The organism is Rhizobium grahamii CCGE 502 (genome assembly GCF_000298315.2).
GTDB lineage: Bacteria > Pseudomonadota > Alphaproteobacteria > Rhizobiales > Rhizobiaceae > Rhizobium > Rhizobium grahamii.
On record NZ_AEYE02000013.1, the window covers coordinates 120,615 to 134,629 of the forward strand.

Annotated in this window: 11 protein-coding genes; 5 read left to right on the top strand and 6 right to left on the bottom strand. The window is 58.5% G+C overall.

Annotated features, from left to right (window positions below):
- Nucleotides 1–174 precede the first annotated feature (174 nt).
- Nucleotides 175–1,548: a class II 3-deoxy-7-phosphoheptulonate synthase gene (locus RGCCGE502_RS10725; protein WP_016554184.1), complete on the bottom strand. Its 1,374-nt coding sequence runs from the start codon at nucleotides 1,546–1,548 to the stop codon at nucleotides 175–177.
- Nucleotides 1,549–1,836: 288 nt separating this feature from the next.
- Here RGCCGE502_RS10725 and RGCCGE502_RS10730 point away from each other — a divergent pair, with 288 nt between their 5' ends.
- On the top strand, nucleotides 1,837–3,165 hold the full coding sequence (locus RGCCGE502_RS10730) for a TadE/TadG family type IV pilus assembly protein (RefSeq protein WP_051158673.1): 1,329 nt from the start codon (nucleotides 1,837–1,839) through the stop codon (nucleotides 3,163–3,165).
- Between the two features lie 5 nt (nucleotides 3,166–3,170).
- Here RGCCGE502_RS10730 and gor read toward each other — a convergent pair whose 3' ends face one another.
- The 3 genes from gor to rpiA form a co-directional block, all read right to left on the bottom strand.
- Complete coding sequence (gor, locus tag RGCCGE502_RS10735) at nucleotides 3,171–4,556, bottom strand: glutathione-disulfide reductase (RefSeq protein WP_016554186.1); 1,386 nt, start codon at nucleotides 4,554–4,556, stop codon at nucleotides 3,171–3,173.
- 105 nt (nucleotides 4,557–4,661) lie between these two features.
- Nucleotides 4,662–5,249 (bottom strand): DUF2059 domain-containing protein, encoded by a 588-nt coding sequence (locus tag RGCCGE502_RS10740; RefSeq protein ID WP_016554187.1) that lies wholly within the window; start codon nucleotides 5,247–5,249, stop codon nucleotides 4,662–4,664.
- Nucleotides 5,250–5,266: 17 nt separating this feature from the next.
- The gene (rpiA, locus tag RGCCGE502_RS10745) at nucleotides 5,267–5,965 is read right to left on the bottom strand and encodes a ribose-5-phosphate isomerase RpiA (RefSeq protein ID WP_016554188.1); all 699 of its coding nucleotides are present in this window, start codon (nucleotides 5,963–5,965) and stop codon (nucleotides 5,267–5,269) included.
- Nucleotides 5,966–6,155: 190 nt separating this feature from the next.
- Here rpiA and RGCCGE502_RS10750 point away from each other — a divergent pair, with 190 nt between their 5' ends.
- Nucleotides 6,156–6,863 carry an HAD family hydrolase gene (locus RGCCGE502_RS10750; protein ID WP_016554189.1) on the top strand — a complete coding sequence of 236 codons (708 nt, stop codon included), beginning with the start codon at nucleotides 6,156–6,158 and terminating at the stop codon, nucleotides 6,861–6,863.
- A 56-nt stretch (nucleotides 6,864–6,919) separates the two neighbouring features.
- Here the strand turns inward: RGCCGE502_RS10750 and RGCCGE502_RS10755 are convergent, their stop codons facing one another.
- A complete protein-coding gene (locus RGCCGE502_RS10755) occupies nucleotides 6,920–8,794 on the bottom strand; it encodes a L,D-transpeptidase family protein (protein ID WP_016554190.1) in 1,875 nt (624 codons plus the stop codon).
- Between the two features lie 399 nt (nucleotides 8,795–9,193).
- Here RGCCGE502_RS10755 and fumC point away from each other — a divergent pair, with 399 nt between their 5' ends.
- Both fumC and RGCCGE502_RS10765 read left to right on the top strand, forming a co-directional pair.
- On the top strand, nucleotides 9,194–10,585 hold the full coding sequence (gene fumC / locus RGCCGE502_RS10760; protein ID WP_016554191.1) for a class II fumarate hydratase: 1,392 nt from the start codon (nucleotides 9,194–9,196) through the stop codon (nucleotides 10,583–10,585).
- A 159-nt stretch (nucleotides 10,586–10,744) separates the two neighbouring features.
- Entirely contained in the window at nucleotides 10,745–12,352 is a 1,608-nt protein-coding gene (locus tag RGCCGE502_RS10765; protein ID WP_016554192.1) for a fumarate hydratase, read from the top strand.
- A 6-nt stretch (nucleotides 12,353–12,358) separates the two neighbouring features.
- Here the strand turns inward: RGCCGE502_RS10765 and RGCCGE502_RS10770 are convergent, their stop codons facing one another.
- Nucleotides 12,359–12,556 (bottom strand): hypothetical protein, encoded by a 198-nt coding sequence (locus RGCCGE502_RS10770; RefSeq protein ID WP_016554193.1) that lies wholly within the window; start codon nucleotides 12,554–12,556, stop codon nucleotides 12,359–12,361.
- A gap of 352 nt (nucleotides 12,557–12,908) precedes the next feature.
- On the opposite strand from RGCCGE502_RS10770, the gene RGCCGE502_RS10775 reads away from it, so the two are divergent.
- Nucleotides 12,909–13,979 carry a GGDEF domain-containing protein gene (locus tag RGCCGE502_RS10775; RefSeq protein ID WP_016554194.1) on the top strand — a complete coding sequence of 357 codons (1,071 nt, stop codon included), beginning with the start codon at nucleotides 12,909–12,911 and terminating at the stop codon, nucleotides 13,977–13,979.
- The last annotated feature ends 36 nt before the right edge of the window (nucleotides 13,980–14,015 follow it).

Here is a 14,015-nt window from a genome sequence, read left to right on the forward strand (position 1 = left end):
TGGTGGAACGGCGCGCGACAAACCCGCAGCCCCACGGATTGGCGACCTGCAAATGCGCCGCAACCGCTTAACCTCAGGATCCGCGCGACATGTGATGCCCGCTACGAGCAGTCGGTCCGTTCCAAAATAAAAAAGCCCGGCATCGCCGGGCTCCTTCTTTCACATTCGCCTTGATCAGGCGTTGGCGGCCATCCGCTTTTCGTCGCGGCCGCCCTTCATGCGCTCTGCCAACAGGAAGGCAAGTTCCAACGCCTGGTCGGCATTGAGACGCGGGTCGCAATGCGTGTGGTAGCGATCGTGCAGATCTTCGGCCGTTACGGCACGAGCGCCGCCAGTGCATTCCGTGACATCCTTGCCGGTCATCTCGATATGAATGCCGCCCGGATGCGAGCCCTCGGCGCGATGGATCTGGAAGAAGCTCTCGACTTCCGACAGGATCCGCTCGAACGGGCGCGTCTTGTAGTTGTTCAGCGTGATCGTGTTGCCGTGCATCGGATCGCAGGACCAGACGACCTTGCGGCCTTCGCGCTCTACAGCACGAATGAGGCGCGGCAGATGGTCGGCGACCTTGTCGTGTCCGAAGCGGCAGATCAACGTCAACCGGCCCGCCTCGTTCTGCGGGTTGAGAATGTCGATGAGGTTCAGAAGGTCGTCTGCCTGCAGCGACGGGCCGCACTTGAGACCGATCGGGTTCTTGATGCCACGGCAGTATTCGACGTGGGCATGGTCGGCCTGACGGGTGCGGTCGCCAATCCAGATCATGTGGCCTGACGTTGCGTACCAGTCGCCGGACGTCGAGTCGACACGAGTCAACGCTTCTTCGTAGCCCAGCAGCAGCGCTTCGTGGCTGGTGAAGAAGTCCGTCTCGCGCAGGCTCGGATTGTTTTCCGCGCTGATGCCGATCGCCTTCATGAAATCCATGGTTTCGCTGATGCGGCCGGCAAGCTTGCGGTAGCGCTCGCCCTGCGGGCTGTCCTTGACGAAGCCGAGCATCCACTGATGGACGTTCTCGAGGTTGGCGTAACCACCCATCGCGAAGGCGCGCAGCAGGTTCAGCGTCGCAGCCGACTGACGATAGGCCATCGCCTGCCGCTCCGGGTTCGGAACGCGGGCTTCCTCGGTGAACTCGATGCCATTGACGATATCGCCACGGTAGCTCGGCAGCGAAACGCCGTTCTGCGTCTCGATCCCGGAAGAGCGCGGCTTGGCAAACTGGCCGGCGATACGTCCGACCTTGACCACCGGCAACTGCGCGCCGAACGTCAGCACAACGGCCATCTGCAGGAATGCACGGAAGAAGTCCCGGATGTTATCCGCGCCGTGCTCGGCGAAGCTCTCGGCACAATCTCCGCCCTGTAGCAGGAAACCATTGCCTTCAGCGACGTTTGCAAGGTGCTTTTTCAGGCGACGAGCTTCCCCCGCAAAGACGAGCGGCGGATAGGACGCGAGCGTGGCTTCCGTTGCTGCCAATGCCGCCTGGTCCGGATAGTCCGGAACCTGCTGGATCGGTTTTTGCCGCCAACTGCTCGGTGTCCAATTCTCTGCCATGTCACTCACCTGCTCCAGCATCCGGTCCGTCCGGATGTTCCGTCCTAAAAATGTTGGGCGGCTTATAAACCGTTAGCGTCATCTTGCATAGCGGCGTTCCGCTCTTTGGCGTTACTGATTCAATCGACCAACAACAGCCGATATAAAGGAATTCCGCGCCGCGTTTTCAAACATAGGCGCGCAATTTAACGGTCAATAAAGCAAGACAGTTTGTATCTATTTTAAGCTTGTACCGTAGAAACACCGTCAATTCTAACAGCGCGTCATGACGACCCCGCTTGATCACCGATGGCATGGTGGAACCGTGGGTTTGATTTCGTGCGCAGCTTGTATCATTTCTGCACTGACCGTTCTGGCAATTTCGGGATGCTGACAGCCATCCTGATGGTACCCCTGATCGGCTCGGCGGGCGTGGCCGTCGACTTCGCCCACGCGCTCAGCCTGCGCACGCAGCTCTATGCGGCAGCAGACGCCGCGGCCGTCGGAGCGATCTCCGCGAAATCGGCTGCAGCTACCGCCGCCATGAAGATGACCATTGACGGGCCGATATCCACCGGACAGGACGACGCCCGAAACATTTTTGTCAGCCAAATGCAGGGCGAACTTACCGCAAGTCAGGTGGCCGTGGATGTGCAGGTCAGCCGCGCATCCAACAAGTTGAACTCTTCCGTTAGCTTTACCGCCTCGGTTCCGACCACCTTCATGCAGGTTCTCGGCCGCAAGACGGTCGATATCTCGGGCACCGCCACGGCGACCTTCCAGACGGCGTCGTTCATAGATTTCTACATCCTTATCGACAATACACCGTCGATGGGCGTCGGCGCGACACCGGCCGATGTCGCTCTCATGGAACAAAAAACCCCCGATACCTGTGCCTTTGCTTGCCATATCGTCTCGGAAACAGGCGTCGTGGACAAGAACAGCTACTACAACATCGCGCGCAACAACGGCGTAACGCTACGCGTCGACGTGGTTCGCCAGGCTACGCAGAAACTCACCGAGACAGCCAAGACCGAGCGGGCTTCCGAGAACCAGTTTAAAATGGGTGTCTACACTTTTGGCAAGAAGGCCGAAGACGCAAACCTGACGACGATCTCCGCGCCGATCACCGACCTCGACAAGGTCGCCACCTATACGAATGCAGTCACCCTGATGTCGATCCCCAGGCAAGGGTACAATAACGACCAGCAAACGAGCTTCGACAGCTCGCTTACTCAGATGAACAAGATCATCTCAACGCCGGGCGATGGCAGCACCGAAGCGCAGCCTCAAAAAATTCTGTTCTTCGTATCCGACGGCGTCGGCGACAGCCAGAAGTCGAACTGTACGAAGCCGAAGACCGGCGAGCGCTGCCAGGAGCCGATCGATGTTTCCTTCTGCAAGCCGCTGAAAGACCGAGGCGTCAAGATCGCCGTGCTCTACACGACCTACCTGCCGCTCCCGAAGAACAGCTGGTACAATAGCTGGATCAAGCCCTTCCAAAACGAAATCCCGACGAAGATGCAGAACTGCGCTTCCCCGGGTCTCTATTTCGAGGTGACGCCGACCCAGGGCATTACCGATGCGATGCAGGCGCTATTCCTCAAGGTCATCCGCATGCCGCGCATCACCAGTTGATCGGCTTAGACCCGAACGCCGTCCCGAATCCGATAGCTCGGCGCATACATTGTGACGAGTTCTTCGGACGCCGTCGGATGCACGGCCATAGTACGGTCGAAATCGTCCTTCGTGCAGCCTGCCTTTAGCGTAATACCAAGGATTTGCGCCATCTCTCCGGCATCGTGGCCGAGGATATGCGCGCCGACCACCTTCCTGCTCGAAGCATCGACAATCAGCTTCATGATCATTTTCTCGCCCCTCCCCGACAGCGTCGCCTTCAGCGGCCGGAACTGGGCGCGATAGACCTCAAGCTCCTTGTAGCGCTTGCTCGCCTCTTCCTCCGTCAGCCCTACGGTGCCGATTTCCGGCTGCGAGAAAACAGCCGTTGCGATCGTCTCGTGATCCGGCTTGGTTGGGTTGCCCTTGTACTCGGTTTCGATGAAGCACATCGCCTCGTGGATTGCCACCGGCGTTAGTTGGACCCGGTCGGTGACGTCGCCGAGCGCATATATATTCGGGACGCTGGTACGCGAATATTCGTCGACGACGACTGCACCGCGTTCGTCGGTCTTCACGCCGGCGGTTTCCAGGCCGAGGCCTTCCGTGTTGGGGATGCGTCCAAGCGCCAGCATGACCACATCGGCCGTCAGCGTACCGTTCTTCAACGTCTCTATGGAAAGTCGCCCCTCCTGCTTCGAGACGCTCTCCAGAGTGTCGTGGCAGAGAATGCGAATGCCCTTCGCGGCCATCGCCTCGTGCAGCCCCTGGCGAAGATCCTGGTCGAAACGCGAAAGGATTTCGGCGCCACGGTAAATCAGCGTCGTTTCGACGCCGAGGCCGTGAAATATATTGGCAAACTCCACTGCGATGTAGCCACCGCCGGCAATGACGATCGCCTTCGGAAGCTCTTCCAGATGAAAAGCCTCGTTGGATGAAATACAGAACTCATGTCCCGGCAAGGCAGCGTGCGGGTTAGGCCGACCGCCCGTCGCGATTACGATGGTCTTGGCGGTCACCGTCTTGCCGGTATTGACCAGTCGAACCGTATGCGCGTCAACCAGCTCAGCGCGCGTCTCCAGTATCTCGGCGTTAGCGCCAGCGAGGCCCTTCTTGTAGAGCCCTTCCAGACGCGCGATTTCGTTGTCCTTCGCGGCGATAAGTTTCTTCCAATCGAACGAACTCGCACCCACCGTCCAGCCGAAACCGGCGGCGTCCTCGAAATGCTCGTGGAACTGGGCCGCATAGACAAAGAGTTTTTTGGGCACACAGCCACGGATCACGCAGGTTCCGCCGTAACGGTACTCCTCGGCAATCGCGACCTTGTTACCGAGCGATGCCGCTACACGGGCGCTTCGCACGCCGCCGGAACCGCCACCAATGACAAAGAGATCGTAATCGTAGGACGTCATGAGAAGCTCCGGAAGGAATCGGCAGGGTGAAAGTGATATAGTATTGGCTGTACTAAAAACAAAAGCCCGGACGATGCCGGGCTTTCGATCTCTTACAGGTACAGCTTACGGCTTCGGCTTCGGGGCCGGCGCGGCGGGCTTCGGTGCCGTCGTTGCGGCCGGGTTGGCCGGATCGGCGGCCGGCGGCGGAGCCTTGATGACCTTGGCAAGCTCGGTGCTGGTCTGCTTCTGCAGATCACGGGAGATACCCTGTGCCCAGATATCAGCCGCCTTCACGGTTTCGCGAGATGCGATCGGGCCATCCTTCAGAAGCTTCTTGCCGACTTCCGAGTTGTAGAAATCGGCAATTGCGTTGAGTTCTTCGACCGAGAATGCCTTGGCATAGGTCAGAGCGGCTTCCTTTTCGAGATCGGCGCGACGCGGTGCAAGTGCCAGCGCCTGCTTATCGACCTCAGCCGTGATGGCATCCTGGTAGTTCGGAGAATCCTGGATCAGGTCGGCCTTCAGGCGCTCGGCGAGGCCCGGTAGGATGTTGTCGAACTGCACAGTTGCACCGATCGCGTCGATAGCGGCGCGGGCTGCCTTCAGCTGCTCCGGAGATGCTTCCTGCGCGTGTGCGACAGAGCCGAATGCAACGCCCGAAAGAATAACGGTCGCAGCAGCAAAACGGCCAAGACCTGCAAATTTAATCATGAGTTTCAATGCTCCTGTTACCTGTTCGCCCGCAGCGTGCGTGCACCTGCTGGACCAGCAATGATCGCAAGTGCCGCCATATTGAGAAAGAGCCCGTGTTCAACGACTCCGGGTATTGAATTCAGCTCGTTTGAAAGCGCCTCTGCATCAGGAATGCGGCCAAAAGATGCATCGATGATGTAGTGGCCGCCGTCCGTCATGAAGTCTTCGCTACCGGATTGGCGCAGCGCCAAGCCGCCGCTCAATCCCAATTTCGAGGCCTTTTTTTCAATTGCCATACGCGTCGACACGAGTCCGAACGGATTGACCTCGATCGGCAACGGAAATGCGCCGAGCGTCTCGACCAGTTTGCTTTCGTCGGCAATAACGATCATGCGCTGAGATGCGGCGGCCACAATCTTCTCGCGCAACAACGCACCGCCGCCGCCCTTGATGAGTGTCAGGTCGGAATCGACCTCGTCCGCGCCATCGATCGTTAGATCGAGTTCCGGCAACTCATCGAGCGACTTCAGCGGAACGCCGAGCTCGACGCAAAGCCTAGCCGTGCGTTCCGAAGTTGGTACACCTTCGACCTTGAAGCCGGTGGCAACCTTTTCCGCGAGTAGCCGAACAAACTCCTCGGCAGTGCTTCCCGTTCCGATTCCAAGCCGCATGCCGTATTCGACATGAGCAAGTGCGGCCTCAGCGGCCTTGATCTTCATTTCGCGGGCATCCATGCGCCGCTGACTCCGATTATTGCGTTGGATGTGCTGTTTACACGGCTCGCTTGCCAAACGAAAGCCAAAATAGCGCAATGATTTTCGAAAAGCCGTGGGTAATACAACTCGTCGACTTTGCCGCGAAACGTTGCTTTTCCCGCCCTCATCACCTACTGCCTGATGACATCATTTCCGAAAGGCGCAATCTTTGACCCCTGTCCTAGTTGTATTCGATCTCGACGGAACACTGCTCGACACTCACGCCGATCTTGTCGAAAGCCTGAATTATACGATCGCCGCAATCGATGTGGCGCCGGTGAGCTACGATGATCTGACGCATCTCGTCGGTCACGGCGCCAAGGTCATGATCGAGCGGGCGTGCAGCTTGCGGGGACATCCGTTGTCACAAGAGCAGCTTCCCGCCCTCCTTGACCGCTTCATCGCGCACTACACAGATAACATGCCGGGACATACAGCTCCTTATCCCGGTCTTGTCGAGGCGATGGATCAATTGAAGAGCGCCGGCTGCAAGCTTGCCGTTTGCACCAACAAGCTCGAAGGCCTGGCACGCAGCCTGATCGAGAAACTTGAGCTTACCCACTACTTCGACGCAATTACCGGCGGAGATACCTTCACGGTCAGAAAGCCGGACGCCCAGCATCTCCTCGGAACGATCGAGCGCGCTGGCGGTGATGTCCGCAATTCCGTCATGATCGGCGATAGCATCAACGACATTCTTGTCGCGCGAAATGCTGGTGTTCCCTCGATCGCGGTACCGTTCGGCTATTCCGACGCGCCCGTCGAGACCCTTGGACCAAACCGCGTGATCACGCACTTCAAGGAACTTACGCCAGCGCTCATCGACGAGCTGATCATGGATTTCACTGCTGCGACGCCGACGGCTGCGGCCGGCTGACACGAACGAAAAAGGCGGCTCAACGGCCGCCTTTTCTTATCATGCGCTTAGCGCGATCATATCTGCGCGCCACGTGCCTTCGTCGTGGCGTCGAATGCCTTCTGCACGTAAGCGTCGCGACCGTAGACATCGTCGAAATACTGCACGACGCCATCCTTATTCGGCCAGGCCGTGAAGTAAGCGACGTATACCGGTATCTTCTGCGGAACCTGCAGAGCGTGGTTCTTGCCGGTAGCAATTTCCTTACCGATCTGATCCGCCGACGTGTTCAGTACCGCCGCCGCCATCGCACGCGGTTCGGCGAGACGGACGCAACCGTGGCTGAGCGCGCGCATGTCCCGCTTGAAGAAGCTCTTCGAGGGCGTGTCATGCATGTAGATCGCATGCGCGTTCGGGAAAAGGATCTTGAGCTCGCCAAGCGCATTGTCGTCGCTAGGCGGCTGGCGCACCGAGACGTTGGTTGTCGAGCCGTACCAATCGACGCTGGACGACGCTACAGCGCGGCCACCAACAGTTACCTCGTAGCCCATCCGGTCCAAATAACTCGGGTCCGAGCGCAGACGCGGCAGCATTTCGTTGATGATGATAGACTGCGGCACGCCCCAGAACGGGTTGAACTCGACCGTTTCGATCTGATCCTGGAAGAAGAACGTCTGGTGGGACGGCTGACCGATCACCACGCGCATCGACAACTGCTCCTTGTTGTCGTTGTGGTAGTAAACCATGTAGGCCGGCTGGTTGATAAAGACGTAGCGCGAGCCGAGATCGCTAGGCAGCCAACGCGCCTGCTCCATGGCGACGATCAACTTCTCGATCTTCGAAGCGTTACTGTCGCCACCGGTCATGATACGAACCGTGGCCTGGCCAACGACGCCGTCGGGCTTAAGCCCATGCTCCTTTTGGAAACCTTCGACAAGCGCGACGATCTCCGCTGAATATTCGGTGCTGCCGGTATATGCGGCAAGTGTTGCCGCATGCTCGGCCTTCAGCGCTGCCGAACCGTGCTTGTCAATCGCCTTCACGATATTCGGGATTTCGGAAGAGTTGTCGCCTGGGCGAAGCAATCCGTTCAGAGCGATGTCGATGCGGTCGTCGCCTGCGCCTTCCGCCTGCAGCTTCGCCAATTCACTTTCGAGTGCGACAAACTGCGGACCATCCGGCGTCCGGCTTTTGAGATAAGCAGCCGCATCCGGGCTCATGCGGGCAAGCTTGAGGACCGGGGCAAGGTTCACATCCTTGCGCTTGAAGTCATGGTAGCCGGAGAGCTTGTTTGGATCGACGCGACCGCGAAGGGTATCCTGCACATAGGCAAGAACTTTGGCCGAAAGCTCTAACTCGAATTGGGTCAGTGCACGATCGCGAATGGCAGGGTCCGGATTGGTGGGGTCTTCGGTCGGCACCTGGACGGCATAGTCGGCCGGATCGAGACCAACCGACGCGGCATTCGACAACACGTCCATCGCTGCCTTGGCGCGATCGTTGACGTCCGTCCCGGTGAGCCAGACCAGCGGGTTCTTGATGTCGCCGTAGTAGGCCTCAAGCGCTTTGGCGACCTCGACGGGAGCGCGCACCTTTGCCTCGATCAGGAAGCGGCGCTGCACCGACGGCATGGTCTCGGTCGCAGCCGAAGCGTCGGCAACTGCACCGGTGACGACAGGATCGGTAAACTTGCCGGTATCGACGAAGCGCATCGCGTCGGGCTGGTAGGTGTAGTAGCGCGGGCTGGAAACCTTCGGCAGCGGCGTATCTGGAGCGGACTGAAGGTACGAAGGAACGGACGCTCTCGGATTGACAATCGTGCCCTGGTTCCGAGCGCGATCCCCGCGGATCATATCCATCAGCGTGTAGGCGTTCGCTGGCCCGACGCCCATCACGGCCATACCGCAGGAAAGCGCGAGTGCGGAAACCGCACCTTTCAAAAGGAATGTCATGCTTTTATCCAGTCCCAGTGTCATGCTGTCTTCAAAATAACGGGCGCGGCCCGCCTCAGAACTCGTTTTATCCGGCACGAGCGTCACATGGCAGAAAGCGGTCGAAGCCGCCAGCCTGCGCCTACTCAACTCAAAGTAACGCGAATAACGCCAACGTCAGCCTTCAGTTCACACAAAATTCTGAAATTATTGGTTAATTTTTTACTTTATTTTCGCCTTTAGACACAGTGGCCAAAAAGACGCTGAATGATAAAAATTCAGCCGTGTCTAAAAGATCACTGACCCCCATGAATAACATGAACCGCCAATTCATGTTTCTTTCCAGAACGGTTTTCTTCGGCCCGTTTCGGACCTATAAGACCGCATCTCTGAGAGGCACCGCGACAGAAAGGCATGGCCATGACCTCCACCCGTACCGAGACAGATACGTTCGGCCCGATCGAAGTCCAGAATGACAGATATTGGGGCGCGCAAGCGCAGCGTTCCCTTGGCAATTTCAAGATCGGCTGGGAGAAGCAACCACTTTCGATCGTCCGCGCACTCGGTATCGTCAAGCAGGCCGCTGCACGCGCGAATATGACACTCGGACAACTCAATCCGGACGTCGGCAACGCCATTGTCGATGCGGCACAGGAAGTCATCGACGGCAAGCTCGACGACCACTTCCCCCTCGTCGTCTGGCAGACTGGCTCCGGCACGCAGTCGAACATGAATGCCAACGAAGTAATCTCCAATCGAGCCATCGAAATGCTCGGCGGTGTAATGGGCTCCAAGAAGCCGGTGCATCCAAACGATCACGTGAATATGAGCCAGTCGTCGAACGATACCTATCCGACGGCAATGCACATCGCCTGCGCGGAACAGATCGTGCGTCAGCTGCTGCCGAGCCTGAAGCATCTTCACGCTGCGCTCGACATGAAGGTCACCGAATTCAGCCACATCATCAAGATCGGCCGCACACATACGCAGGATGCAACGCCGTTGACCCTTGGTCAGGAATTCTCCGGTTACGCGGCCCAGGTTGGCTCCGCAATCAAGCGCATTGAACTGACCCTGCCCGGCCTCTGCGAACTCGCTCAGGGTGGCACCGCCGTCGGTACCGGCCTCAACGCGCCAATCGGCTTTGCCGAGAAAGTCGCCGACGAAATTGCCGAAATTACTGGCCTTCCTTTCGTGACGGCCCCGAATAAGTTCGAAGCGCTGGCGGCACATGACTCCATGGTGTTCAGCCACGGCGCCATCAATGCGGCCGCGGCGGCGCTCTTCAAGATCGCCAATGACATCCGCCTACTCGGTTCCGGCCCGCGCGCCGGCCTCGGTGAACTCGCCCTGCCGGAAAACGAGCCCGGCTCCTCCATCATGCCGGGCAAGGTCAACCCGACGCAGTGCGAAGCGCTGACCCAAGTCTGCGTGCACATCTTCGGCAACAATGCGGCGCTCACCTTTGCCGACAGCCAGGGCCACTTCGAGCTCAACGTCTACAACCCGATGATGGCCTACAATTTCCTCCAGTCGGTGCAGCTACTCGGCGACGCTGCCGTCTCCTTCACCGACAACTGCGTCGTCGGCATCGAGGCACGCGAGGACAACATCAAGGCGGGGCTCGAACGCTCGCTGATGTTGGTCACGGCACTCGCTCCGAAAATCGGCTACGACAACGCCGCAAAGATCGCCAAGACGGCGCACAAGAACGGCACCACCCTGAAAGAGGAAGCCTTGGCGAGCGGCCTCGTCACCGTCGAGGAATACGACATGATCGTTCGCCCCGAGACAATGATCGGCCCCAAGTGAATCCGCCATCCGGCCCGATCGAGCAGCTGACACCGTCGCCCGCGCGGCGGTGTTTTTGCGAATTTTCATGACTAAAACAGACAGGTTTTAGAATTATTGCAATTGCGAAGGCGCCCGAATAGACCATCTGCGATTTCGGTCCGCATGAAAGGTCCTTCGATGGCTGACGATCTTTTCCCCCTCCATAAAGACTCCACCCAATACCGCAAGATCAGCAGCGACTACGTCTCTGTGGACAGCTTCAAGGGACAGGACATCCTTACCGTCGAGCCGGAAGGCATCCGCCTGCTCGCCGAAACGGCCTTCGCCGACATCAACCATCTCCTCCGGCCCGGCCATCTAAGGCAGCTCGCTTCGATCCTCGACGATCCTGAGGCGACCGACAACGACCGGTTCGTCGCCTATGACCTGCTGAAGAACGCCAACATTGCCGCCGGTGGCGTGCTGCCTATGTGCCAGGATACCGGCACTGCGATCATCATGGCCAAGAAGGGCCGCCGTATCTGGACCGAAGGTGAGGATTACTCGGCACTCGCCAAGGGCGTCATGGACGCCTACGAGAAGAAAAACCTGCGTTACTCGCAGCTCGCGCCCATCAAGATGTTCGAAGAGAAGAACACCAAGAACAATCTGCCGGCGCAGATCGACATCTATGAGGAAGGAACGGACTCCTACGACTTCCTGTTCGTCGCCAAGGGCGGCGGTTCGGCCAACAAGACCTTCCTCTACCAGGGCACCCCGTCGCTGTTGACCCATGACCGCATGATCGACTTCCTCAAGGAGAAGATCCTGACGCTGGGTACGGCGGCCTGTCCTCCTTACCATCTGGCGATCGTGATCGGCGGCACCTCGGCCGAAATGAACCTGAAGACGGTCAAACTTGCCTCGACGCGTTATCTCGACGATCTGCCGACCGAGGGTTCGGAGAGCGGCCATGCGTTTCGCGACGTCGAGATGGAAAAGGAAATCCACAAGCTGACCCAGCAGATGGGCGTAGGTGCCCAGTTCGGCGGCAAGTATTTCTGTCACGACGTGCGCGTCATCCGTCTGCCCCGCCACGGCGCTTCGCTGCCGATCGGTCTTGGCGTTTCCTGCTCCGCCGACCGCCAGGCAAAGGGAAAGATCACCCGCGAAGGCATCTTCATCGAGCAGTTGGAGACGGATCCCTCGAAGTACATGCCTGAGATCGACGAGTCGAAGCTGTCGGAATCGATGGTCCGCATTGACCTCAATCAGCCGATGTCCGGCATTCTTGCCGAACTCAGCAAGCATCCGGTCAAGACGCGCCTGTCATTAACGGGAACGATCATCGTCGCACGCGACCTTGCCCATGCCAAAATCCGTGAACGCCTGGAGAAGGGCGAAGGCATGCCAGACTACATGAAAAACCATCCGGTCTACTACGCCGGGCCGGCCAAGACTCCTGCTGGCTACGCTTCCGGCTCCTTCGGCCCGACCACGGCCGGCCGCATGGACTCCTATGTCGACCAATTCCAGTCTTTCGGGGGCTCCATGGTGATGCTGGCGAAAGGCAACCGCTCGCGCGCGGTGCGCGAAGCCTGCAAGACGCATGGCGGCTTTTACTTGGGCTCGATCGGCGGACCGGCCGCCCGGCTGGCACTGGACTGCATCAAGAAGGTCGAGGTGCTGGAATATCCCGAACTCGGCATGGAAGCAGTGTGGAAGATCGAGGTCGAAGACTTCCCGGCCTTCATCGTCACCGATGACAAGGGCAACGACTTCTTCCAGGAATTCAACCTCGGCTGATGGACCTCAATGGACCGCCGCGGTCGTCGCATGGTCGACCGCGGTGGCTTTGGCAGCGCCGACGGTCTCCTCCACACTCACGCTGGCAAGAATCTCTTTGTGGAATATGCCATCGAAGAAGCCATTCTGCTGGATCAAGGCGAGTGAGCCGGCAATGACTGCGCTGACGAGGATGATGGGCGAAGTGTGACGAGACGTTTCCATGATCTCATGCTTTCCGTTGGAGCCGTACCGCTCGTTGGAAGGAATGTGCACCCTCTTGCCGATGCGCGATAGAGCGACCAATCGCGACCGACTGTCAACGAATTGGAAGCGGTCGAAAGATCAACCAAAACGGTTGGTTGGATTTTTTAATTTTTGTTACTCGCCTTTAAGGCGAGGCAATTGTCACGTTCTTCTAAATTCTCGAATAAAAATCAACGCGATAAACATAGAAACGTGAAGGATGGCCAGATTTCGCATGTAATCATTGGTATATCCACCCTTAATCATTTCCCAATATTTGTAGTTTAAGCAATTAAAGACTGCATTAAACATTCAATTGAGGAGTAGTCGCATGACGACGGCCGCGGCGCCAACGAGGGCGCAGGTTCCCGATGTGGCAGGTCAGATCACATTCGCGATGCGCTCCATGGGCGTTGCGCCGATCCCCCGCAATTACGAGCTCTTCTACGAGGCCTATATCGGCTCCAACCCGGCGCTGACACGGGATCTCGCCGCACTCGGCAGTCAGGCCTCCCAGGAGGAACTGGACGCTCTCGGTGCACAATATTTTGCGCACAACCCATCCCGTGTGTTCGACGACGTTCATGGCCGCATCGCCGCCGAGTTGGAGACGTTGCTCCGCGTCCTGCGCCAGGAGCAGACATCTCTCGAGAGCTACAACAAGCTGCTTGGCGAAACCTACAAGCGGATCAGCTCGAAAAACCATACGAGTGTAGAGCTCATCGAAAACGCCCTTACCTTGCTGACCGAAGCAACTGGCGACACGATGGCCCACGGTGAACGCACGGTCGAGAACGTCGTCCAGCGCTCGCAGGAAATGGACCAGGTTCGCAAGGAACTCGACGAGTATAAGCGTATCGCCAATACCGACTCCCTGACGCGCCTGTCGAACCGCCGCGCCTTCGATGACCGCCTTGCCGGGGTCTTCAACAATCCCGCCATGCGCCCTGTCACCGCGCTGGTGCTCGCCGACATCGACAATTTCAAGAAGATCAACGATACCTATGGTCACCCTGTCGGTGACAAGATCCTCGCGACCGTCGCTTCGGTCATCCGTGCCAATGTCCGCCGCGACGTTTTCGTCGCCCGCACCGGCGGCGAGGAATTCGCGCTCATCATCGAGGGCAACACCGCCGAGGAAGTCATGAGCGCGGCCGAGCGCATCCGTCGCACACTGGAAACAACCCCTTTCACAAACTCGCGTACGAGGATCAACTACGGGCCAGTGACGGTATCGGTCGGCGTCTGCATGGCCTCCCATGCTGAAGACGCCGGCGAGCTATACCATAAGGCCGACGTGGCGCTTTACGGCGCCAAGAATTCCGGCCGCAACTGCAGCGTCCTTTTCGAAGACGGTATGCAGAAAGACTTCACGAAGAGCTGGCTGATCTACAAGGGCTGACCTCGGCACCTGGCAGCCTGGGCAGCCTTCACTCGC

What these genes read in the sequence shown, in the direction of transcription:
- RGCCGE502_RS10725 (WP_016554184.1), bottom strand. Translation starts at nt 1,548, where the DNA reads ATGGCAGAGAATTGGACACCGAGCAGTTGGCGGCAAAAACCGATCCAG.
- RGCCGE502_RS10740 (WP_016554187.1), bottom strand. Translation starts at nt 5,249, where the DNA reads ATGATTAAATTTGCAGGTCTTGGCCGTTTTGCTGCTGCGACCGTTATT.
- fumC (WP_016554191.1), top strand. Translation starts at nt 9,194, where the DNA reads ATGACCTCCACCCGTACCGAGACAGATACGTTCGGCCCGATCGAAGTC.
- RGCCGE502_RS10765 (WP_016554192.1), top strand. Translation starts at nt 10,745, where the DNA reads ATGGCTGACGATCTTTTCCCCCTCCATAAAGACTCCACCCAATACCGC.
- RGCCGE502_RS10755 (WP_016554190.1), bottom strand. Translation starts at nt 8,794, where the DNA reads ATGACATTCCTTTTGAAAGGTGCGGTTTCCGCACTCGCGCTTTCCTGC.
- gor (WP_016554186.1), bottom strand. Translation starts at nt 4,556, where the DNA reads ATGACGTCCTACGATTACGATCTCTTTGTCATTGGTGGCGGTTCCGGC.
- RGCCGE502_RS10775 (WP_016554194.1), top strand. Translation starts at nt 12,909, where the DNA reads ATGACGACGGCCGCGGCGCCAACGAGGGCGCAGGTTCCCGATGTGGCA.
- RGCCGE502_RS10730 (WP_051158673.1), top strand. Translation starts at nt 1,837, where the DNA reads ATGGCATGGTGGAACCGTGGGTTTGATTTCGTGCGCAGCTTGTATCAT.
- rpiA (WP_016554188.1), bottom strand. Translation starts at nt 5,965, where the DNA reads ATGGATGCCCGCGAAATGAAGATCAAGGCCGCTGAGGCCGCACTTGCT.
- RGCCGE502_RS10770 (WP_016554193.1), bottom strand. Translation starts at nt 12,556, where the DNA reads ATGGAAACGTCTCGTCACACTTCGCCCATCATCCTCGTCAGCGCAGTC.